25 protein-coding genes are annotated in these 21,909 nt (G+C 48.1%); 5 read left to right on the top strand and 20 right to left on the bottom strand.

What is annotated here, in order from left to right:
* Complete coding sequence (locus tag ACXKZG_RS23635) at window positions 1-714, bottom strand: PFL_4669 family integrating conjugative element protein (protein ID WP_110412185.1); 714 nt, start codon at window positions 712-714, stop codon at window positions 1-3.
* Window positions 715-779: 65 nt separating this feature from the next.
* Between ACXKZG_RS23635 and ACXKZG_RS23630 the strand changes: the two genes are divergently transcribed.
* Complete coding sequence (locus tag ACXKZG_RS23630) at window positions 780-968, top strand: hypothetical protein (protein ID WP_133846899.1); 189 nt, start codon at window positions 780-782, stop codon at window positions 966-968.
* Window positions 969-989: 21 nt separating this feature from the next.
* Here ACXKZG_RS23630 and ACXKZG_RS23625 read toward each other — a convergent pair whose 3' ends face one another.
* The 6 genes from ACXKZG_RS23625 to ACXKZG_RS23600 all read right to left on the bottom strand — a co-directional run bounded on the left by ACXKZG_RS23625 (window position 990) and on the right by ACXKZG_RS23600 (window position 6,383).
* The gene (locus ACXKZG_RS23625; protein ID WP_192073422.1) at window positions 990-2,165 is read right to left on the bottom strand and encodes an STY4528 family pathogenicity island replication protein; all 1,176 of its coding nucleotides are present in this window, start codon (window positions 2,163-2,165) and stop codon (window positions 990-992) included.
* 83 nt (window positions 2,166-2,248) lie between these two features.
* A complete protein-coding gene (locus ACXKZG_RS23620; RefSeq protein ID WP_110412187.1) occupies window positions 2,249-2,497 on the bottom strand; it encodes a ParE family toxin-like protein in 249 nt (82 codons plus the stop codon).
* 70 nt (window positions 2,498-2,567) lie between these two features.
* A complete protein-coding gene (locus tag ACXKZG_RS23615) occupies window positions 2,568-3,149 on the bottom strand; it encodes a DUF2857 domain-containing protein (RefSeq protein ID WP_110412188.1) in 582 nt (193 codons plus the stop codon).
* Window positions 3,139-4,716, bottom strand: coding sequence for a ParB family protein (locus ACXKZG_RS23610; RefSeq protein WP_110412189.1), 1,578 nt, complete (start codon window positions 4,714-4,716; stop codon window positions 3,139-3,141). Before ACXKZG_RS23610 ends, ACXKZG_RS23615 begins: the two co-directional genes overlap by 11 nt.
* Window positions 4,713-6,092, bottom strand: a complete 1,380-nt coding sequence (gene dnaB-PI, locus ACXKZG_RS23605; protein ID WP_110412190.1) for an SPI-7-type island replicative DNA helicase — start codon at window positions 6,090-6,092, stop codon at window positions 4,713-4,715. Before dnaB-PI ends, ACXKZG_RS23610 begins: the two co-directional genes overlap by 4 nt.
* Window positions 6,093-6,140: 48 nt before the next feature.
* Entirely contained in the window at window positions 6,141-6,383 is a 243-nt protein-coding gene (locus tag ACXKZG_RS23600; RefSeq protein WP_110412191.1) for a hypothetical protein, read from the bottom strand.
* A gap of 268 nt (window positions 6,384-6,651) precedes the next feature.
* On the opposite strand from ACXKZG_RS23600, the gene ACXKZG_RS23595 reads away from it, so the two are divergent.
* Genes ACXKZG_RS23595 through ACXKZG_RS23585 form a run of 3 tightly spaced genes read left to right on the top strand, consistent with a single transcriptional unit; the run spans window position 6,652 to window position 8,065 of the window.
* A complete protein-coding gene (locus ACXKZG_RS23595) occupies window positions 6,652-7,227 on the top strand; it encodes a helix-turn-helix transcriptional regulator (RefSeq protein ID WP_110412192.1) in 576 nt (191 codons plus the stop codon).
* Window positions 7,209-7,679, top strand: a complete 471-nt coding sequence (locus tag ACXKZG_RS23590) for a hypothetical protein (RefSeq protein ID WP_133846897.1) — start codon at window positions 7,209-7,211, stop codon at window positions 7,677-7,679. The genes ACXKZG_RS23595 and ACXKZG_RS23590 overlap by 19 nt, the downstream gene beginning before the upstream one ends.
* Complete coding sequence (locus ACXKZG_RS23585) at window positions 7,679-8,065, top strand: acyl-CoA thioesterase (protein WP_110412194.1); 387 nt, start codon at window positions 7,679-7,681, stop codon at window positions 8,063-8,065. Before ACXKZG_RS23590 ends, ACXKZG_RS23585 begins: the two co-directional genes overlap by 1 nt.
* 32 nt (window positions 8,066-8,097) lie before the next feature.
* On the opposite strand, the gene ACXKZG_RS23580 is transcribed toward ACXKZG_RS23585, so the two are convergent.
* From ACXKZG_RS23580 to ACXKZG_RS23525, 12 genes are all read right to left on the bottom strand, one after another.
* Window positions 8,098-9,870, bottom strand: a complete 1,773-nt coding sequence (locus ACXKZG_RS23580; protein ID WP_488876438.1) for a TraI domain-containing protein — start codon at window positions 9,868-9,870, stop codon at window positions 8,098-8,100.
* Between the two features lie 51 nt (window positions 9,871-9,921).
* On the bottom strand, window positions 9,922-11,337 hold the full coding sequence (locus ACXKZG_RS23575; RefSeq protein ID WP_110412196.1) for a UvrD-helicase domain-containing protein: 1,416 nt from the start codon (window positions 11,335-11,337) through the stop codon (window positions 9,922-9,924).
* Between the two features lie 164 nt (window positions 11,338-11,501).
* Window positions 11,502-12,434, bottom strand: coding sequence for a DUF1281 domain-containing protein (locus ACXKZG_RS23570; protein ID WP_133846895.1), 933 nt, complete (start codon window positions 12,432-12,434; stop codon window positions 11,502-11,504).
* 101 nt (window positions 12,435-12,535) lie between these two features.
* The gene (locus ACXKZG_RS23565) at window positions 12,536-13,522 is read right to left on the bottom strand and encodes an ArdC family protein (RefSeq protein ID WP_110412198.1); all 987 of its coding nucleotides are present in this window, start codon (window positions 13,520-13,522) and stop codon (window positions 12,536-12,538) included.
* Window positions 13,523-13,596: 74 nt separating this feature from the next.
* Complete coding sequence (locus ACXKZG_RS23560) at window positions 13,597-14,193, bottom strand: hypothetical protein (protein ID WP_110412199.1); 597 nt, start codon at window positions 14,191-14,193, stop codon at window positions 13,597-13,599.
* Window positions 14,194-14,262: 69 nt separating this feature from the next.
* Window positions 14,263-14,874 carry a hypothetical protein gene (locus tag ACXKZG_RS23555; RefSeq protein WP_110412200.1) on the bottom strand — a complete coding sequence of 204 codons (612 nt, stop codon included), beginning with the start codon at window positions 14,872-14,874 and terminating at the stop codon, window positions 14,263-14,265.
* A gap of 257 nt (window positions 14,875-15,131) precedes the next feature.
* On the bottom strand, window positions 15,132-15,551 hold the full coding sequence (locus tag ACXKZG_RS23550; protein ID WP_476447764.1) for a hypothetical protein: 420 nt from the start codon (window positions 15,549-15,551) through the stop codon (window positions 15,132-15,134).
* A gap of 68 nt (window positions 15,552-15,619) precedes the next feature.
* The gene (locus ACXKZG_RS23545) at window positions 15,620-15,964 is read right to left on the bottom strand and encodes a hypothetical protein (RefSeq protein WP_192073424.1); all 345 of its coding nucleotides are present in this window, start codon (window positions 15,962-15,964) and stop codon (window positions 15,620-15,622) included.
* 13 nt (window positions 15,965-15,977) lie between these two features.
* A complete protein-coding gene (locus ACXKZG_RS23540) occupies window positions 15,978-16,319 on the bottom strand; it encodes a hypothetical protein (RefSeq protein ID WP_187501718.1) in 342 nt (113 codons plus the stop codon).
* A 93-nt stretch (window positions 16,320-16,412) separates the two neighbouring features.
* Window positions 16,413-16,760, bottom strand: a complete 348-nt coding sequence (locus ACXKZG_RS23535) for a hypothetical protein (RefSeq protein ID WP_110412204.1) — start codon at window positions 16,758-16,760, stop codon at window positions 16,413-16,415.
* Window positions 16,761-16,838: 78 nt separating this feature from the next.
* Window positions 16,839-17,096, bottom strand: a complete 258-nt coding sequence (locus tag ACXKZG_RS23530; RefSeq protein ID WP_192073425.1) for a hypothetical protein — start codon at window positions 17,094-17,096, stop codon at window positions 16,839-16,841.
* Between the two features lie 314 nt (window positions 17,097-17,410).
* Window positions 17,411-18,304 (bottom strand): integrase domain-containing protein, encoded by an 894-nt coding sequence (locus ACXKZG_RS23525; RefSeq protein ID WP_192073439.1) that lies wholly within the window; start codon window positions 18,302-18,304, stop codon window positions 17,411-17,413.
* Window positions 18,305-19,242: 938 nt separating this feature from the next.
* On the opposite strand from ACXKZG_RS23525, the gene ACXKZG_RS23520 reads away from it, so the two are divergent.
* Complete coding sequence (locus ACXKZG_RS23520; protein WP_476447765.1) at window positions 19,243-19,869, top strand: hypothetical protein; 627 nt, start codon at window positions 19,243-19,245, stop codon at window positions 19,867-19,869.
* 1,353 nt (window positions 19,870-21,222) lie between these two features.
* Here ACXKZG_RS23520 and ACXKZG_RS23515 read toward each other — a convergent pair.
* Complete coding sequence (locus ACXKZG_RS23515; protein ID WP_064691066.1) at window positions 21,223-21,909, bottom strand: replication initiation protein; 687 nt, start codon at window positions 21,907-21,909, stop codon at window positions 21,223-21,225.

The raw sequence follows: 21,909 nt of genomic DNA, 5'->3' as shown, positions 1-21,909 counted from the left end.
TCAGACATTCTCAGCAGGGGTTGTCAGAAGCGGGGAAAAAGAGGATCGCTTTTCACCGGAAAGGATGGCCGGATCAATTTTGCCAAGCTTTTCAGCTGCGGCGATGCCCCGGGCGGTGTTATTGCGGATATCGTCATAGGTCACCGGCACGGTTTTGTATCCCTGAATGACGCCGTAGACCTGACGCACGGCGTGACCACCAACGTTAAGGTACTGATCACGTTCCGACAGGGAAATCAGACCGTAATGGAATGCCTGGAAAACCTTGAGGGCTAGCTGGTCAAAGTGCACCAGGAGCCACACGCAGCGGTAGCCAAGAGGCGATCGGCTGAAGACATCCAGATTCAGGGGCTCAACGGATGAGACGTCAGACAGATTGATACCTGCCGGGATAGCCGAAAGGACGCGTTCAACCTTTTCAATGGTTTCATGTACCCGGTCGGTAGCGGCTTTAAGCGCATCCTCAAGACGTACGAGAACCTGATCGGCATAAGGGTTGCCGGCGGCAGAATCACGCCCGGCCAACCCTGCGCGCGCTATAGCCTGCGGCATGCCGATAATTTCTGGTCTTTTTTTACCCTGATTCGGTATTTCATCCCGGCGCCGGCCTTCCCACAGGCGAATGGCGTAGTGTGAATGCAGGTCGATAGAAAGTGATGACTGCAGGGCTCCCGAGCGGCGTGGTGCGGCCTGAGGGGTGGTTTGTTCGGCCATAGCTGTCTCCTGTTAGGCAAAGGCATCGATTATGCTGAAGGGGCATCCTCATTCCTGAGGAGCGAATGAACAATTCAAAATCAGTTTTCGGAAACAGAAAATTTCCGCAGGAACAGGAGTTTCGGAGCGGAGTGCTGCTTACGTTTCGTACTTTGTTGCAGGCTGCAACACTGCTCACTTTTCGTACTTTGTTGCAGGCTGCAACACTGCTTACTTTTTGTACTTTGTTGCAGCGTGCAACACTGAGCGCCTGACACTCCCATCCGGACGCTGACTTAGTCATTGTCAGAGCGGTCAGAATGAATGTGAGATCGCACACGCTTAATGATGTCCCGCACGCGGGCGTCATTAGTGACCTGCCGGCGCAAAGGCCGTTCGGACTGGACTGGCCGGTACTCAGGCCGGGCGGGTACAGGTTTAGCGATGGATTCCCTCTGCGGCTGGTAAAGCTCGCCCTTTCGGGCTTTCTTGAGCACGGTCAGCATCCATCCCACCGGATTTTGCAGAGTGCCATCTTTCATGGCCCTGGCGAGGTTTTGCAAAACCAGCAGTGCCTGCTCTGGCTGAAGCGCCTGAAGCTGTGCGCTCAGCATTTTATGGTCCTGCTCACTCAGCAGGCTGGCAAATTTCTCCGGCAAAGCAGACGACTGCTGTACGTATGTATTTTTAGTATTGTTATTAACAATACGTACGTAACTGTTCGGTTTCCGAACTCTGTTGTTTTCAGAGGCTTTTTCACCGGGTTCGGAATCCGAATCCGGTAATGTTTTATGGCCTTTGTCACCGGGTTCGGATTCCGAACCCGGATGCATTAACTGCATACGATTTTTCATGTCAGAGGGGTTTTGCGCTGCCCCCAGGCGCCCTTCTATAACCGCCAGGTGACTTCGGTGATGACGCATGGCGGGATCAAGGCAAACATCGTTGATAATGGTTTTCGCCGTCTGGCTTATTGTCTTATTGCTGTTAAAACACGCCTCCGCTACCGTCTGAAGCCAGCGAGGATCAAGTAACTCGGCATCTGCAAATGTCAGAGGTTCGTCATGCTGCGCATAAATGTTTCCCCTTATTCGTCCCTTTTCATCTCGGACGCGCTTACACAGGCTCAGCCAGCCGGTAATGCGCAGCATAAGCAATACCCGGCTGATGGTCTCTCTGGAGGCTTTACCTTTGCCCGGCGTTGCCAGCTGAAGCTGCAGATCGTCATAAGAAGGAAATACCGCGCCGTCGTTATGCTGGGCGTGCAGGCGAATAATTATCCAGGCCATTTTATCGAGAGGTGATAACCGGGTATCCAGCAACAATCGTCGGGGAAGTGCATCATGTACGTTACCCATAAACAGCAGCCCGCCGCGCGCAAAGTTATTTTGCTCTCCCGACTCACGCGCCTGCAGGCGGTCATTCATTTTTTTGACAGCGTGGCTAATCAGGCTGTCATCCGGAAGCTTCATTACTCTCCCTTATGCGGATCGTGGCTATAAAAAACACTTAGCGCTATGCCTGGAAGCGTACCGCTAAGCAGTCTCTCTCGCGTTCAGTTACGAATCGCAGTGTTGTATCTTTCATGATTCATCATTATCCAGGTCTGGCCTTCATCTCTGCTGAGTAAGCGCCAGAACGGGCCTATATCTATTTTGTAATAACCAGTCCGATTTTCATGGAGCAGCTTAAAGTTACGCTCTCCCTTATAGAAACCGTGTACCGCTCTGGCGGCCTTGTTGCAAATGGCAGATGGAGCCGTAGCCGGCGCTTTCAGACCCGGGATAATTTCATTTAGCTTCACGATGAGTCCCTTAGCTTACTTATTACAGTGAATGTTCATGCCCGTTCTGTCTCAAGCCGCGGGCAGGCTCTTATGCCATTCTTCGACTCGCAGCGGTCAGCTTTTCACTTTCCCATTTACGGATCGTATTCCAGACGGCGGTAAGCGGAATGTTCATTTCCTCAGCCGCAAGCAACATGATTTCAAGGCCTTCTTCCGTGTCGCAGGAGACCGCCTTGCCGCTGTTATCCCAAATCGACCAGAGCCGGGCGCTCTCATCGTCAGATATGACCGTTCCACGACCGGCACGAACTTTTATGCCGGCAATGCGGCGGCGGGTAGCAACTTCGCTGCTTGGTAGGCCAAAGAAGTGGGACAGCAGCGCAATTGAGCCACCCAAGGCCAGGGCACGATCGAGCCTTTTAAGCCGTGTCTGCTCTGTCCGCGCCTGATTCAGCAGCCGGCTGAGGTTTTCATGGTTTATCTGGAACGACAGCACAGAAACCTCACTGTTACAGATGTAGTGAATATCCTCGATCGTCATATCCTTGAGTGCGGCAATTTCCTCCCCAGTCAACCCCATTTTGTCACAGCGACGAATGAAACCATTTTTAAGCTCCATAACGAGATCGAGCAGAAAACCGTTAGCAGCGCGGGATAAATTAGTGTTCATTGTGCAACCCTTCAGTTGTTAAGGCATAAGTCGGAGCAGCGGCCTGTCGCTGCAGTTCGCGGAGGCGACGAAGCACCCTGACCAGGCGAAATAACGTCAGGGTCATATCGTCATTGAGTAAAGGAGGATGAGATTCAGATGTACCGATCAGCAGATTTACAACGAGCTCCATATTCACGGTGTCAGCACCGGTGCCAGTGAGCGAAGCCAGAAGTAGTGCAGCTGGATGTGAAGTTTCTGCAGATGCCATACGATAACCTGGGGCGTTTTCGTCTTCGCTCGCCGGCTCGAAACCTTCAGCACAGCCTAACGCTTCGCTGATATCCCAGCACAGTCGATAGGCCATGCTTTGCAGATGTTCGATATCGTCCTGAAGGGCATTTATTTGCCAGAAAGAAACATCTGATTGGTTATTTGCAGTGAATTCAGCTGACTGAGGGGATTGTCCATCAGTTGCAGTATGTGTTTCAAACGCTGAGGAAGCGACTTCTGCATGTACAACCGGAGATGACTCGCTTTGAATATCATCAAGCAAATCAGAGGCTTTAGAGGGAGTCTTTTCTTCTGTAATGTGGAGTTCGTTATTTCGCGGTATATCAGCAGCGATTAGTTCAACCTCTGTTTCTGCCGTATGAGCAGCTGCCTCATCATTGGCCCCAACAATTGGCACGACTGACGCTTGAGGTTGATGCAAGACCTCCTGATCAAGATCCCCAGCGTGTAACATTGGTTTTCTGGCGTCTCGAAGTTCCAGCAGCCAGCGGTCATAGTCCATTTCATCATCAGGCAGCGCATCAGTCAGATCACCAATAAGCTCGTCAAGGAACATGTCCTGAGACCAGCTTTCAGGATCGTCGAATTTTTGGCAGCAGCCGCCGTACACCTCTGCGAAGGTTTTAACAGGCTCAATGCCTTTATTAAGGCAGCAGTTGTCCCATACTTTTTCGGCACTTTGCCTGAGCGACAGAAGCTGGTTGATACTTTCTCGTTTAAAACCGGATGTCAGCAGGGTCGGCATCCAGGGAAAAAGATGCTTCAGAGTGTCTTCCATCCGACTTATTGTGGAATAGTGAACGGGCAGACCTTCCTTCGCCAGAATAGCTGACAGCTCACGTAAGGTTGCTTTTCGGCCAACCGTTTCCTCGTGAATTTTTCGGACATTCTGCACGCCAAAAGCTTTATCGATAAATGTCAGTGACCCGCGCCCTTCATTTTCGGCCAGATGGCCAACCAGGCAATTTAATCTGCCAGGCCAGGGTTTAATGGCGCATAAAATCTCATTGAACCGGCTTTCACCCGTTTCTTCCCAAAGCTCTTTAAGAATTGCATACCGGGTATTACCCCCGTCACTGAACGTCCATATCCCATCAGGATGGCGTGGGTCACGAGTAACAATCGGCACGGAGGCAAGTCCGCGAGCCCTGATTGACTCTTTTATATAGTCGAAGCGCGGATTACGCGTTTTGCGCGGATCGTCAGGATTAGGACGTAACTGATCAAGCGTAAACACCCGCGTAAGAGTGCTTTCTACTCCAGCAATTGAACTTTCAGGCAGGATTTTTTTCATCGGTACTGCTTCCTGTCATCGTATCCGAGGTCATAACTGCCTTCAGGGTACTCAGAAAACAGCGTGTATTTTCCATCAAACTGCACTTTCAGGGTTCCGGTTGGCCCCTGGCGCTGTTTACTGATGATGATCTCTGCCTGCCCTGGACAGTTAGTGTCGGCGTTATAAACCTCATCCCTGTAGATAAAGCTAATCAGGTCAGCATCCTGCTCAAGCGCGCCGGAATCACGAAGATCGCCATTATTAGGGCGTTTATCAGCGCGTTGTTCTACCTGACGATTAAGCTGGGAGAGCGCAAGCACCGGGCAGCCGAGTTCTTTGCCCAATGCCTTAAGAGAACGTGAAATCTCGGCGATTTCCTGCGTGCGGTTCTCCATGCCAGGACAACGTACCAGCTGCAGATAATCGATCATGATGAGTGAAGGCTGCCCGTACTTACGGATATAACGGCGCGCACGGGTACGAAGCGTTGCCGGGGTTTGGGCGCTGTTATCATCGATGATAAGTCGATTGCGCCATTCGGCCAGTTCGTGAGCCCCTTTACTAATGAGATTCCATTCAGTGTCACCAAGATCACCGCTGCGCAGACGACTAAGCTCTACCTTGCTACGCATGGAAAGCAGCCGCATCATCAGCTGTTCGGTAGGCATTTCAATACTGAAAATGAAAACGCTTTTTTTCGGTCGTCCCAGCAATGCGCCAATGCACCAGCTCAGCGCCATAGAGGTTTTACCCATTGATGGCCTGGCGGCCAGCAAAATCAGATCCCCTGGCTGAAGTCCGCAGGACATGTAATCCAGCGCTGCCATACCTGTTGGAGTGCCGGTTATAAAATTGTCTGATCCTGTAACTGATTCAAGTTTGCTAAGCAGTAAGTCCAGCGCTTCCGTTACTTCAATCTCTTTTGCATTCTGAAAAACGCCCTGCTCACTTAGTTTGAAAAGGGCATTTTCAGCATGCTCTGCAACCTCCGGCGCGCTAAGGCGATGGTGATGCACGTCGGCAAGAATGGCATTGCCAACCACAAGCAGCTCCCGTAAACGACTTTTCTCCACCATGACGGCGGCATAGCCCATAATGTTGGCAGCTGAAGGGGTATTTTTAGAGAGTTCCGCCAGATAAGCGAAACCGCCACAGCGCTCAAGATCATTACTGCGCTCCAGTTTCTCGCTAAGCGTGATCAGATCAAAAGGCTGGGACGCGGCAGACAATGTAGACATAGCCATATAAATGGCGCGATGCCCGGAAATGAAGAAATCTTCCTTCTTCAGCAGTAGATTGACGTCATCCCATCGATCATTTTCCAGCATCAGCGCACCAAGCACGCACTGTTCTGCCTCAGTCGAAAAAGGTATATCAGTAGCTTTTTCAGGCATGAAATTCCCCTCTACCGTCAAGTAGATATAAAGAAGTAAACAATCAGATTATTTAGTTTTGCGGGCCGTTATTTCATTCACGTAAATATCTAAATAACGGTCGATCAGGCCTTGTACGAGCTTTGATGACGTCATAACTCTTCCGAACGCGGAGCCGGCTGACATAGCAGCCTGCTCGGTTTTGACTCGTCTTGCGGGACCTATGTAAACCAGAGGGGCTAATTTTTTATCGTTTTCGAGCGAGGGCATAGCTTCTGACTCCTTGTTAAGTTTTGTTGTGGAATTAGCCATAAATAAAATTCCATATGAAAACGAACTGAGCCCCTGAAATTTTAATGCGCTGCCATTTAAACCGCGCTAACCCTCGCTCAAACAGGTGTGTGTGTTAAGAAAGAGCAATATTATGATAATGTTAAACACTAAATACCTTTAGTGTTTACATATTAACATTACTGATGAAAAAAACGCAATTATTTTGCGTTCGATTGTTTTTTATTTACCTTTAATGCTTATAAATTTCCTTTAAAATCATAAAATTAATTAGCCTCATGGTGTGTGCATGTTAGATACGATTGGGAAGCGGCTTAAATGCTGTAGAGCTGCAACCGGCACTTCTCCTCAGGAGTTAGTTGCCTATGTTCATGAAAAAAAACTGGACCTGTCTTACACTTCTTACACACGCTGGGAAGCCGGCAGTGCTTTTCCTGTCAAAAAAATCCAGGCACTCAATGTGATTGTTGAATTTTTCAACAATCATGGGCTTCATGTTGAAACGGAATGGATCTTAACTGGCGAAGGATTTCCTCCTCAGTTTGCTGAATACACCACGCTAGACGAAGACACTCTTTTTATACTTGCAAGCCGGCAGCTGGCTGACGTCGAGCTAATACAAATTGGCGGCGTCTATGGTGAGCCGTATGTAAATTTCGGAGAGTTCTGCATTGTATCTAATGAGATAAATATCGACCCTAATAATGGTAAGTTGTGTTACATCAGGCATGCTGATGGCATAAAGATAGGGGTTATCTTAGTTTTGGATGAAGATACAATTCAGATTCAAGGCAAAGAAATAATAAATGTAAAAAAAGAGAACGTAATAGAGTGTCGGAGAATAAAGTGGATTCAAAAGAAATAAAAATTAACTTCCATCGTTGTAGTAACGAGGTAATTAATTTTTTAGATAAATTTGAGCGAACCACATACGTATCTACCTTACTTGTAGAGAATAATCTGATCTCTGCTCATCAGAGCAATGGTTACGCAGATTGGGATAACAAGTTTTATTATGAAGGTAAATACAAAGACAGTCTTCTGATAAAAATAGGTATAGAATTAACCAAGATACGTAAGGGTGATGTTAGCACCGTTATTTGGGATGAAGCCCTTAAGATTGACAAAGATAATATTATCGACAAACAGCGTCGCGAGCATAATATTTATCATGGCATAAGTTTTATTTACGGCATTGAGGACAATGTAAGTATGGCCCTCAATGTCTGCACTGGAGAAGACACATCGCAAAAGGAGTTTGAAAATTTGATGCTCCCAATGCGCTTTGCGCTTCTGAATTATTTTAAGGATTTATAATGTTTACTAAAAATTTTACTGTTGACGAAAAACATGTTGATTTTCAAGGTGTTGTTGACGGACTTTACTATCCGTTCTATATGGAATGGACGCGCCATGCGTTTATGAAAGATGAGCTTGGTCTGGATCTGGAGCAGGAATTCACTGAAGGTAGAATTCACATGATTCTTGAGTACACGATGAAATTCAAGAAAAGCCTGCAAAAAGGTGATGAAATGCAGGTCACATGCTCCGTTGCGGAAAATGAAAAAAAGAACCGTATCAACTTCGTTCAGCAGATATTAGTAAATGGTTCAGTGTACGCAGAGGCTGTATTTGTAGCAACCTGCCTTGTTAAAGGGCGCCCGTCTGTCCCTGATGTCGTAAAAAACGCTCTCGCTAATTGATATTAAGGGAATCCGTTCGGATTCCCTATTAACTAAACATCTATAAATATATATTTTCCATCCACACCGGTAAGCCCCTCCCTCCCTAATACCTTTGAAGACTTCAACATATAACCGCTCTTTTTCTTAAACTTCCCCTGAAATTCAACCTCTTCATATATACGAGCCCTGAAAAAACGATTATCATTTTTAGAATGTAAAATATTCATTTTCTCTATTGCTGATTGTACTTTCCTTTTATCTACTTCAAGAGAGTTAGAATTGATGAATTTGAATATGGTGTCGGGTAACGATACGAATAAGAACCCACTTACTGTATGCACTAAGCTTTCATTCTCATTAATACTCAGGTCTCCGCTTTCAATTCCCTCTGATAGCCATGAAATAAACTGGGGACCTAAATCATTAATGTTATTTATATTATTTTTTGGTTCTTCAATGACAGATTTAAGGTTTCCATTATTTAATTTTTCCTTAACGCAAATTTCCAGATCTCCATCCTGGGCAACAGTATCTTCCAAGTCTAAATTATTGCTTTTTACTGTAGGATCAATGGCTAGGCATGCCTCCTTTAGGAGAGGTACTGGCTTCAGTTTTGACTCCTGCGAATTTTCCGAAAAATCGGGTGCGTTAATAGGCATTTCAGCATGGTGATCTGTGTCTAATCCTTTGTCGTCATTATCGTTATCAACAGCAAACATGCTAAGTAAAAGAGCAGTGTCGTCCTCCGGAACCTGAGCAGCGTCCTCCCACACCTTTTGCTCTGGCTCTGTATTTTCTATGCTTTGTTGCAGTTTTTCTGGTACCAGATTTAGGTCAGTTTCAGAATGTGGTAAAGCCGATGAGAGCAAAGCGTCCATATTTTTTGCAAGTTCTGGATTAGCAGATAGAGCCTCCCCTGAAGATGTCGAGCCGAGTTGGTGACTCTTCGCAATGCTTACATCAATTGCAGGTTCCAGACTCGCTCCTGAAGCTGTCAGACTTAGCGTATCTTCTAAGCCTGGAATCGGCGATGTCTCCTTCGTAGAAGGATGACTTTCTGCAGTCGTCAGTGTGTTGTCTAAAACACCTGGAGCACGCAATTCAGGTGAGCGCACCAGTTCCCTTGCCTTTGCAATGATCTCCTCAATTAAAGGTATTCCACTTATCCCCTGATGCATCAGAAGAGTCATAGCCCCAAAAGCAGCAGGTTTGGAAGAAAGCCATAAAACTCCGTCTTGCGGCAAAAGTCGGGCGGCGATAAATGTTGCTAATGGCTGTCCACTGGCATTGCCGGCATCTTTAGCAATATTCCGGAACCTGAAAATACTGTCTGGTGCTTTAACCCCGGGAGGCCAGGAACTACCATCCAAAAGCTCGCCTTCGTAGTGAGCCAGTAATGGCAGATGATGGAATAAAGCCGCCCAAAAAATCACAGCATTCCATAAAGAATTTTGCGCCGCCTGCTCCTCAGGAGCAGCTCCGGGTGGAAACATATACCCCTTCGCTAATCTGACGCTATAAGCTGTAAACTTGATCGTCAAATCAAGATATCCGCCTTCTGAGCTCCATTCTCCAGCTGAAGTGGCTGGGACATTCTGGGTAGCTTGCGCGAGCGTTCTGAGGGGTTCCAGATAAAGTCTTTCATACACATTTTCAGGAAGCGAAGTATTATCCCAGAGCTGTTTTAAAAGCTTTTTTCGGTGTGGCAAAGCCAGCAACTCAGCGCCTGTGGAAGGGGTAAAGTATCCTGAAGGAGATTTTTTTGCTGAACTGTCTTCAGCTGCATCCTTACCTGAAAATAAATTTTTCAGCTTGTTTAACATACTGAAATCCTGAGAAGTTGGTGTTGGTTCGTATGAGCTATACAGAGGGATTTATGGTGTTTTTTTGACGACTTGCCTGACTATTTCATTGAGGATCAGCATTTTTCTGGCTCGTGTCGCTGCAACGTACAGCAAGTTCAGCTCATCTCTTCTGTCTTCTGCGCTTATCAGCGGATTATTGATGTCATTAAAATCGTCGTTAAGAACAACCGTATCCCATTCCAGGCCCTTACTGCGATGAGCCGTTACTACTGTTAAATCCGCGTCGCTTTCGTTATGTGCTATCTGTCGCTTCAAAATCACGAGTTTCTGCGGAAGTGGAAAGTACATTTCCAGCAGCTTTATAGCCTGCCCCATATCTGCATCTTTTGTAGCTTTTGCTATCGCTTTGTACTCATCAAAATCCCTGTAATCTTTGGTAAGCAGCGACTTTTGCATTCGCTCAGGCATATCAACAGAGAACCAATATAAATCCTCCAGATCCTCGACCCGATATCCTTCGATACCGCCTATCCATAAGACCCTTTTTCCTGAAAGGCTTGCCGTAAGCGCTACCCCAATAACGCCGGCTATCGTTCTGCTGATCACACAGTGATGCTCTGCATTTTCCGGAAGCGTATCAGCAATACTGTCTTCACCACCGCAGCCAGTGACTTTCCGTTTTTCTCCTGCCTCTCTCAATAATGCATTTGCCACTTCTGCTACAGCCGGTCCAAACCTAAAGCTGTTTGTTAGCCAGAGTCGATCTGCGTCTGCCAGCTCAGTAGCATTAAGAGCATTTTCAGCCCCCCTGAAACGGTAAATCTGTTGATACTGGTCACCGACCAGAATGACGCTACATCTCTGATTAAGCACAAAATGACTGGTCACGGGATTTGCATCCTGAGCCTCATCAAAAAGGATGAGATCCCATTTCAAACTAAGATCTGGAGTTGAAAGCTGGAATAATTTCAGATAGGTATCGTGTGTGACGGGAAAGCGGGAATCAGAGCAGCTCATTTCTCGCCATAAAACCTGTACGGCGCCCAAAATTTTGCCAGCATCAAGGCCGCTACGATCGTTCTCATCAGGCAAATGAGCAAGACTCGGAGCTAAATCAGCACTGTAGAGAAAGTTATTCAGCGAAGTGAGGCATGCTTTTGCAAGAGGCCAGTATCGTGAGTTCAACAGCTTTGCAACGTCGGTTATGCGAAGAGACGTTGTAAGTCGATGCTGAAAGAAACGACCGAACTGGGACCAGGCAAGCTGATGCGACGTTTTGCATTCAACATTGAAAGGAAAACGGCGTTCAGCCTCATCCCGGATGGCACGGTTATATGCCAGATACAGCATTCGCCGTTCCGGGTTCGCTCTGGCAAATGCTTCAAGCGTTGATGTTTTTCCGGTTCCGGCAAAAGCACCCACGACAAGCTTGTTTCCCGTCCACGTAATGATTCTTTCCTGTTCGGGAGTCTGTTTAAAAGACATAGCTCGGCAACCTCTAACAATGGGTAGTCTCAAGGCTGACGGTTTTCAGGGCAATAAACGACCATAAACTGAATGTTGAGATTGAACATTTTCTTCTTCCGCTTTTTTCCTGATACAGGACAATAAAAAAACGCCTCCGAGGAGGCGTTATGGTTCAGGCAGCGTTATGAAGCGGTGAACGATGACTGCGCACTGTCAACGGTTTCAGGTTCATCCACATTATCAGGAACGACCACCTCTACTTCCGCGGCCAGTTCGTCAATGGTGACTTCGCCGCTGCTGACGTGTTGCCCACGATCGTAGCAATCGAAACCTTCCAGTTCATGGGCTGGCTCGCTGTACCAGTGACGAATCTCGCAATCGAACATAGCCGATAGCGCGGCCACTGATTCACCGGACGGTGGAAACCAAGGTGAGTCGAAGGACAGTTTTATGCTGTTTATCCCTTCACGCTGAAAGCGAACGTTATGGCCGGCGGGCCATTCCATTCCGTACAGCCGACAGTAAAGACTGGTTGCCGTAGACATACCGGCCAGCAATCCGCCGCTCCCGTTTATCTCAGCCGCAAGCCGGCTGGGAATAATCTGCAGCAGATCGCAGGGCTGGGATCGTTCGGGTAACTGCCCGAGTTTTTCCCAGCACAACGCAAAGTCAATGTCTCGCGAAAGGGATGCTACACCAAACCAGTCGGCATACCGATCTTCCATGAGCCTGCAAATCTGTCTGCGCGACAACTCTGGAATGCTTTCCCACTTTATGGCGCCAATACCCGACTGATGATAAACACGATTTATCAACCGGATATGATGACCGTCCAGGGGTACGTCTTTTTTCAGATATTCCAGCCACTGTTCATATGCCTGATTAGCCAGCGTATTCTGCCCGACCCCAAGTTTTATAAGCTCCGGGAAGGGTGAAAAATGTGCCGTTTTAACGGGGCGGAGCAGGCCGCTATAGCCAGCAAGAAAAATTTTTATGCTCTGCATAACGGCATGACGGTAAAGAGGCTCTGTTTCGCCTTTTATCCATTCCTCCGCAACGGCCAGAAGCGGAGATTTACCGGTAATTTCAAAATGATTTCTGCACCAGTCAGACATGGTTGATTTCCTCTCAGGTAAAAAAAGAGGGCATCATCCCGTGAGGAATAATGCCCTCACGGGATGGCTGCGCACGAAGTGAGCGCTACCGGTTTGGTTAATTAAGCAGCCTGGGCCGCTTTTTCAGTTGACTGCAGTAAAAAATCTGACGCTTCTCTCGCGTGCCGGCAGGCACGAAAAAGGGCTTTTTTGTCCTCTTTTAGCGCCTTCAGCCAGGAGTCGATATAGCTTTCGTGCTGGACCTCACCATAAACGCCAAGATGGGCGCAGAGAAACGCGCTGCCCATTTCGGCTATCAGCTCCTCAAATGCATAAACCGGATCGCCAAACTTTCTGGATGATTTGGTTATGCCTTCGCGGTTGAGTCGTTTCTCATGGCCTGATGCATGCACCATCTCATGCAGCAGCGTGGACCAGTAATCGGCCTCGGTAAAAAATTGCTTCGCCTCCGGCATCACAATTCTGTCGGTGCCAGGGCTGTAGTAGGCGCGATCCTGTAAACGAATGCTGATAGCCACGCCTGCGGCATCGATCAGTTCCATTATTCGCTGTTCGGTCGGCCAGTGAAGCCCGCCCTGCTCATCTTCATCAGGGGAGGCATGCGGTATATCAACAGCAGATTCGGGTAACCCGTCACACTGATCGACGTTAAACAGGAAGTTGGGCTTTATCATCACCCGCGACTCCATCAGCGGATTACCTTCGGCATCGAAACGCAGGTTTCCACTGAGATCTTCAGCCTGTTTTTCAAAAGGCTTGAAGATAACGGCCTGCGCGCAGGTTTCACCCTTGCGAACCTGGCCGCCCATGTCCTGAGCCTGTTTGTACGTCACCCAGCGATCCGTTTTGTAACCCTTCTCTTCGGCCTCAAGCCAGAGAAGCAGAACGTTAACACCGCTATAGGCGCGCCCCGTCGATGCATTGACCGGCAGGGGGCCTGCGGCGGCGTACTTCTTTGTCGTGCGCCATGGTTTTTTCCAAGGCGTTACGCCTTTCTCAAGTGCTTCAACAATGCGATCCGTTACCTTCTGATAAAGATCGACGGTTTCTTTTTTCTTTGCGCGACGCGCTTTGATTGGTTTTTTCACGGGATACTCCTTCAGTAAAAAAAGGGCGTATCCCTCCCCTGATGGGCGAGAAATACGCCCATCAGGGAAAGTGGTTAACGCACCGGAGAAATGATCTTTCCGTCGGCGGTTATGCTGTTTAGTCGCAACCGGAGTTGTCGCCTGGAATGATAGAAAGCGTGGCGGTCTTGCCGCTTACTGTCAGTAAAAATTGCTTCTTCAAGCATTGAAGCTGCCGAACCGAACCACCGGGCCCGCTCTTCGTCGCAGCTGCAGTCACAAAAATCCGAAGTCCTCATCAGGTCCATCCGTTCACGGAACAGCCCGAGTTTACGCTGACTGAGCCAGCTGATGGTTTTGCGCTTCAGCTGATAGGGTGAACGGACAGATAGAACAACCACCTTGTCTGCCGGCGTTATGGGACTGAAAAAGGCCGGGTCATCTACAGTGAGATCGTACGTCTCAGAGATCTGACCAAAATTCAGTTCTACCTGCACGCCCGGGTCGGCACTCCCACCGCTGTATTCAAGGGCATAAATGCGCTCTTTGCGGTAGAAAAGCTGACCGGGTAATCCGTTCCTGAATTCCAGGAACAAACCTTCCTGCGAACAGATAACAAGCCTGACTGACATAGCCTGATGGTAGGTTTCATGAAACAGCTGCGCGAGCGCGTCACTGTTGAAAGTAAACATAGGATCACCTGCTGTAATAGCGGGATCTGTCTCCTTCCGGAGAGCAAATCCCGGAAGGATGGGTATAGGTCAGTCGTTATGCTGCTGAGAAAGCCAGAACTCAATGCCTGATATAGCTTCCCACTCTTCAGTGGTGATCTGCTTGCCGGGACCGGAGGTTTTTACCAGCAGCAGGTGTTCAATTGCGCCAGGTATAACAAACGATGCCGGTATTTTTTCAGGTGCTTTGGTAAACATATCCATATTCCATGCCAGCCATCGCTGCGCGAAAAGCCAGCTTTTTGGACAGGAACTGGTTATGTGATAGCTGTCCGGGCATAGGTTATGCAGAAGAACCAGCACGATGCGCACAAATAAATCCTGTTTGCATCGCTGGCTCTCCACTTTGCGGTACGGCCGAAAATTATCCGAAAGTGTCTGCCTGAGGTAGAACGGATTAAGGCAGTAGCCTTCACCGTCCTTATGGTTGAACGTGACTGAACCCTCTTCGTCAAAAAGTTCTGACGCGCGGTTCATGTCAAAACCCAGCTGCTTATAAGGCCGGAGCTGAGCGGGAAGAAGCCAGAATGCTTCTTTAACTGCGTCGGTAAATCTGAACCACTGTTCATCATTTATGGACGCTCCCTGCTCAAACTGGTAAACGCCTGGAAGGACCAGAGGCTCGGATGGTGTATGTGTCATGGTGAATCTCCATTAAAAATGGGGATTTACCGCCCACAGGGAGGTAAATCCCCGTTGGGTTAAGTTAAAACGATTGCCGGATCAGCGTTTGCGGGTTTTCTGTTCTTCGAGTGTGAACTCAAGTTCTGAAACCAGTCCCCAGTCAGCCGTCGTAAACGGACGTTCACCCCCGGAAACGCTTCTGATAAGCAGTTCATCAGCTGCGCCGGTAATGAAACCTTCCGTGCTGAAAGGCTGAGGAGCATTACTGCCACCAATCAGTTGGTGACGTATTGCCCAGCGAACAGGAAGCGCCCAGCTGATGACGTTATCTCAAAGCAGCCTGAGCAATGGTGATACAGCATTAGCAGCGCAATGCGCGTGAAAAAGTCGATGGGCTGACCTTCCGTTTCAATACGCAAATCAGGGTTCATATCCAGGGTAAACATCACGCTTTTGGATATGTAATTCCCTTCGTCTTTTCCACCGAATTCAAAAGCATCGGGGTGAGTAAACATCATAGATGCACGTTCCAGACGTGTACCGTCAGTTGGCGAGCACGGACGGAGATGTACCGGTAACAGCCAGAATGCTTCAGTGACCGCCAGGGTAAAACTGTGCCACTGGCTAGGGGATATCCATTCGCTCTGCTTCACGGTATAGGTAACGTGTTGGGGCGGTACGGAGATTGGTGTCATGATAAATCCTCAAAAAAAGGGGATTTATCCCCCTGATGGGGAATAAATCCCCACAGGGTTAAGTCAGATTAGAAAGATTCTAATCGGCTAATTGCCAGATCGCCCAAGCCTTCAGAGCGTCCATTTAAGGAAATCCGTTCATGCAAAGAGCGGTCAAGCCTGATGCTGATGGCACGGATGGAGTCAACCAAATCAGCACAGCCAGAACTGAGAAAACGATCCTGAACCATACCGAACTCAAGGTTGTATATGACGTTGATCTGAACAGCTATCGTGAAGGGCAGCTCACCGTATAGGTGCACCTGCTCGTCAAGGTCGTCCAGACCAAATCGCTGATAGGCTAATGCCGTAAGCATGTCGCACTCGTATTTAGCTAACTGCAGCATATCTGCCAGGTTTGTTGAAATAGCCATATTCCACGTCCCTTTACTGATATGCATAACGCAGGTTTGCCATCTGATTCGCCAGCTTCAATGCAAAACGGCGAGCCTGACGGTAAGAGCGGAATACCTCATCCGGTTTTTTCAAAGAACCAAACCGGTGATTACCGTAAAACGTGCCGGAACGAGTAAGTATGCCGGCCGTCCATTTTCCTGAAGGTAACTGATGAACCTGAACCTTAAAGCTGAGTGAGCCACTCCGGTTCGTTATCCACACTTCTTTTCTTTTGCCGGCCGCAACGCGATCCCGCAGGGATAACGCTGCAGCGAAGGCTGCTGAAAAGATGCCTTTTATGGAAAGGGAGGTTGGTAATAAAAGGGTAATCATGGTGTTTCTCCTGTAAAACGGGAAACACCTGCCCTGTCGGGAAAGATGTTTCCCGAGGGGCTCCGCTGAGCGGATGGATGGTAAAGAAAGTAATCAGTCCTGACGCGTTAAGACGGTAAGTGTCGCCAGTGCTGACGTTGCCATTTGCGCCGTTTTACGGGCCGCTCTGAACGTATGAAACTCACCGTGACGGCTGTGCACAAATGCTTCCGACGGCTGTCCGTCGATCATCTTACGGGCCATAACAATGGCGTGGTAACGACGATCGTCAAACCAGACGTGGGAGCGGTATTCATGCAGACCGGAGGGTGAGGCAAGCCAGGGCGTTCTTCTGATAGCAGCTTTCAGTCGGGGACAGTCTGAAACAACGCGAGTTGTGGCAGAACGGGCCAAATCAAACGGTTTGCTGAGCTCAGTAAGAAACGAACGGATAAGTGACATGATTTCTCCTGAAAACGGGAGAAACATGAGCCCGCTCGGGAATGTTTCCCCGAAGGACGTAAGGCCGAAGCCGGATAGTTAAGAAACTACATGTACCCCGTTTATTTCCCGTGCGAGAGTTTGTATTGAGCACACCAAATCTGCACAGGCCGGGGCGAGAAAATGTCCTAACTCAATTCCGTACTCGAAGGTGAAAATAGCGATTTCACTATCGATATGCACTTCATGATTAGGATCATCTATGCCGAGTTTTTTATAAGCTAATGCCGTGAGCAATTCGCTCTCGAATTCAGCTAATCTCAGCATATCGGACAGAGTTGTTGATAGATTCATCATAGGTATAGTTTCTCACGATAAATGGAGAAACATTAGCCCGATCGGGAATGTTTCCCCGAAGGACAAAGGCCGAAGCCGGATAGTTAAGAAACCTCGATCGTCACGCAGTAGGAGCGAAAACTGACGATATCTGCTTCCAGAGGTGAGCAGATGTACCACACTTTACGTGTACTTCCTTGCAGGCTTTGGAAGTGTTCGTTTGTAGCTACCCGAAGGCGGTCATCTCAAGCTACGAGACCATTGGTGGTTGTCCGAAGACAACGTGTGAAACAGTTTAATAATAACGTTTATTGTACTTATTGTTCAAGAAAATATTATTCATCATTGATCATTCGATTATATACGCGGGCAACATATGCACCCCGCCCGTCGCCATGCCCGAGATCCATTGAAACAAGCGCCTCAGCCTCCTTACGACTCATTCCATTTTCAACATGAAAATTAACAGCGTCACGAGCATAAGCATATCGCAGGCTGTGCGGGGCATTAACGCCGGTCATACCATTTTCTCTTAGAACATTATGAAAACGGTCAAGCGACTGATGAAGAGTAGGTTTATTAATCAGCTTTCCATTATTTTCATTTGCATAGGAAATGGCTTGATTCAATAAGTGCATGACTTTCTCACGCTCAAATATTGTGACGTCCCGTGCCCGTCCACCTTTTGATCCAAAAATAACGCTAATTTTATTTTCACCGGCAGCTAAAGTTTGCTTCCAGGTTTTCAGGGATTTTGCTGCCTGGACAACTTCTTCTGCACGAAGACCTATATATCTTGCAAGCTGAACACCGATCGCCACTCCTTCATCTTTGAGCGAGACAGCGGCCACGATTTCGGCCAGTCTTTCATCAGTAATTGCAATTTTCTTCCCTTCCCTGCTCGCCCCTGAAATATTCAGCGCCTCGTTGCTTAACTTTTCATGCGAGGGATTAGCAAGGATATTTCTGCCTCCCTGTGAAAGCACAGACCGAATAGCAGCCATTTCATTCTGCAGCGTTCGGGAAGATATATTCTCTTCCTGTCGGCTTCTTATATAATTCTCGATATGCTTTGTTTTAACATGGCTTACGTCCCGAATCTGAATATTAAGGGTTGCCAGTCGCTCCGAAAAGCGGCTGGCAATCTTAGAACGATCTGAAACAGTTTTAAAACTTCCTCCGCCCTGGCGTGCCAGCGTCACGAGTTGTTTACTTAATTTATTGGACATATCTACCTCTCCCAGAATCCAGAACATTCAGCACGCCTGTGCTGACCGTTCTGTAACTCTGTACGCTTACATCTCTTCCCCGACGGCGTGGTTGCCTTTGCGCTTCCTGCGGCTCAACTGGTATCTGTGCATCGGGGCGGCGAAATGTTGAGTTCTTGCGAGGCTTCCCCAGGTCTCTGACCTGTTTGCGGCTTGCGCCGTGCTGACGTGAGTCAGTCTGCCTCCGTACATCAGTTTCCTGATGTCGCCATCGATACCGAGTCGATCATTCTCCTTCTAGTTAAACGCCCCTGACGTTTCGTTCGTCAGTGCCGCGTTGTGGTTGATAAATAGCCAGAGTTGTTCTGAAAACACGTACTACGTGCACGTCAGATTGTACCGGCCCGTTGAAAACCGCACTGTACGTGGGTTTGGGCGTTATGCGCTGCGCGCGTCACTTTGTTCTCGTTTCACTCGAACCAAAGTGACGCCGCGCAGCTTCATGCTCCTAATGCGTCTTCCGCAAGCGCCCAAATGTTCCAAATGGGCTTATGCGTCATAGCAAAAGTCGGATGCAGCTCAGGCCGTACACCTGAAAAGCTTCATAACGGAAGTGTGCGAAGCAGCATAAGCTATGCCGTTCGTGAGATGCCTGGCCTATTTAAAAGCCGTGGCTGAGATGTGTATATAAACCTTCATCGTCTGCGATATAGATGCGCTGTTAAAGACGATATCCGCTTCCAAAGGTGAGCAGATTTACCACGCTTTTGCGTTCTCCCTTTCAGGCTGCGGGAGTGTTTCTTGTAGCTACCCGAAGGCGATCCTCTCAAGCTACCGGACCATTGGTGGTCGTCATTGACGACATAGAACAGTTGAAAATATATCAATCAATCTGTAGAAATGTCAAATGTTAGATTTGCAATTAATATACAAGACTAAAGTTCATTACAGGAGTAATCGTGAATATTGAATGGTTTAAGTTTGGTAGTTATGTATTACCTGCTATTGCGATGGCACTTAATTTTGCTGCAAGATTTAAGACAATTACAAATGAGAGAATATCTATTTATAAATATATCAAACCGCTTTGTACAGCAATAGAAATGAAACCATATGAGATAAAAGCGATTGACAAAGAAATAAAAAACCTAATTCTATTTGAGGCCACGAGAATTAGAAACCCTCATTTAGCTCAGCAACACTTAAAAATATTAAGTTGCAATTATCTTAATGATATTCAAAAATCAAGAATTAAGAAGCTTGCACATTGCATTGATCAGGAGGCTAATGACACCGAAAAAGGAAATAAAGAAGTAAAATTCACACTCAATAAGGAAAAATACAAAAAAAGACAAATGGAGGGATTCGGTTATGTAATCACTTGTCTTATTGCTTATTACATACTTTTCTTTTCGGCTCTTAGCTTTCCCAAAGAAGACATTCCAATTGCAATAGCAATGCTTATTATGTCTCTTGGCCCTGTCTGGATTCTATTAGTGACAATTGCCACATATCCCGTATTTGGGTTTTATAAAGGCAACAAAGATATAATCGATTCATTGAATACTTTCTACGATGAAAGCTAATCTTGGTCAGATAAAGAACAAAAACAATGGATGCATTGTTTTTTTATCATGAGGACATCAACATGAGAGAGATATTAACAGGAAAAAATAAAACATTTATAAATCAGTAAGATTTTTTGCGGCAACTGAATTTCTATGTAATTTTGATCAATCTGTCAGGTCGTTAAAGATCACTATATTAACAGTATGGGGCCGGAATAACCCCCCCTACTTTTGCTGCCACGTTCTACCAGTAATGCGCCATAGTGGTCGATATGAGAATTGCCTCTAATTTGGCTGCCAAGTTTTGCCAGTGCAGCGCCCAATAAGCCGGTATGGGAATCCCCCCTACTTCTGCTATCGGGTTCTTTCCAGTACAGCGACCAATAGGCGGTATGGGAATAGCCCCTACTTCTGCTATCAGGTTCTGCCAGTGCAGCGCCCAACAGGCTGGTATGGGAATCACCCCTACTTTTGCTGTCAGGTTCTGCCAGTGCAGCGCCCTATATGCCGATATGGGAAACCGCCCTACTTCCGGGGGCGCAGGAACGGCAGCTGGGCCGCCGGCGCCAGTTATGGGAAACCGCCCTACTTCCGGGCGTGCCGGAACGGCAGCTGGGCCGCCGGCGCCAGTTATGGGAAACCGCCCTACTTCCCGGCGTGCCGGTACGGCCGCTGGGCCGCCGGCGCCAGTTATGGGAAACAGCCCTACTTCCCGGCGTGCCGGAACGGCAGCTGGGCCGCCGGCGCCAGTTATGGGAAACCGCCCTACTTCCCGGCGTGCCGGTACGGCCGCTGAGCCGCCGGCGCCAGTTATGGGAAACAGCCCTACTTACCGGCGTGCCGGTACGGCCGCTGAGCCGCCGGCGCCAGTTATGGGAAACAGCCCTACTTACCGGCGTGCCGGTACGGCCGCTGAGCCGCCGGCGCCTGTTATGGGAAACAGCCCTACTTACCGGCGTGCCGGTACGGCCGCTGAGCCGCCGGCGCCTGTTATGGGAAACAGCCCTACTTACCGGCGTGCCGGTACGGCCGCTGAGCCGCCGGCGCCTGTTATGGGAAACAGCCCTACTTACCGGCGTGCCGGAACGGCCGCTGAGCCGCCGGCGCCTGTTATGGGAAACAGCCCTACTTACCGGCGTGCCGGAACGGCCGCTGAGCCGCTGGCACCTGTTATGGGAAACCGCCCTACTTCCGGGCGTGCCGGAACGGCCGCTGAGCCGCCGGCGCCAGTCATGGGAAATCGCCCTACTTACGGACGCTACGTGATGGTAGCTGGCACCTTGGTGCAGAATATGGGAAACAGCCCTAGTAAGAATATAGGGCCGTAGTGAGGAAGGTACAGCTGAGGATCTGATAAAAAAATTAAATATCTTATTGTTTTGGATAGATATTAAAAATTAACTTCCCGTTAGAATCTGCTTGATAAGAGACTCGCAAAGGGGTTTTATCATTGATCTGTCTTAGAGCAGGTTCTAAAAATGTACGTTTGAGTTCTGCGAGATTAGATTTCTGAGACTCGGGCAGCATGAATCTTTCAGAAAGCCAATCATGCGAAGTGACCCAAATCTGAGAGCTTCTGAACTGGCAGAGGCTCTCATAAAGTCGCACAGTACGCGGGTTTTTGAGGCTTCCACAGTCCCTGAGTGAGTAGGTAGTGAACTGACTTCCCAGTACGTACAGATAAGGCAAAACCTTATGGTTAAACTCTATTTCCCATAACCCTTTACTGGAACGTCCTCCTGCTTCTGTTAACCAAGGACGTGCGATCACATCGTGGCGGCCAGTCTTGGGATAGAAGATGATGGCAGAACGTGAGAGCTCGAACACACCTTCTTTAACGTCACGACTAGCCTGATTACGGCTTACATTGAAGATATCTTCGTAATCTGCAACAGCAACGGTAAATATTGGATTTGCAGACTCCTCTTCATCAGTGAAGTAAGTTTGCATAAGACATAGCCACAACACACGTTTTGCCTTCAAAGATAAATGATAAGCAGCTTCAGTCAGCTCATTAGATTGCTTAACATTTATCTTTTTTTTCAACACATTAGCCAT

It is taken from the genome of Erwinia sp. 2186 (genome assembly GCF_057812255.1).
Note: the sequence above shows the minus strand (reverse complement) of the source record. Positions and strands in the feature narration are given on the sequence as shown.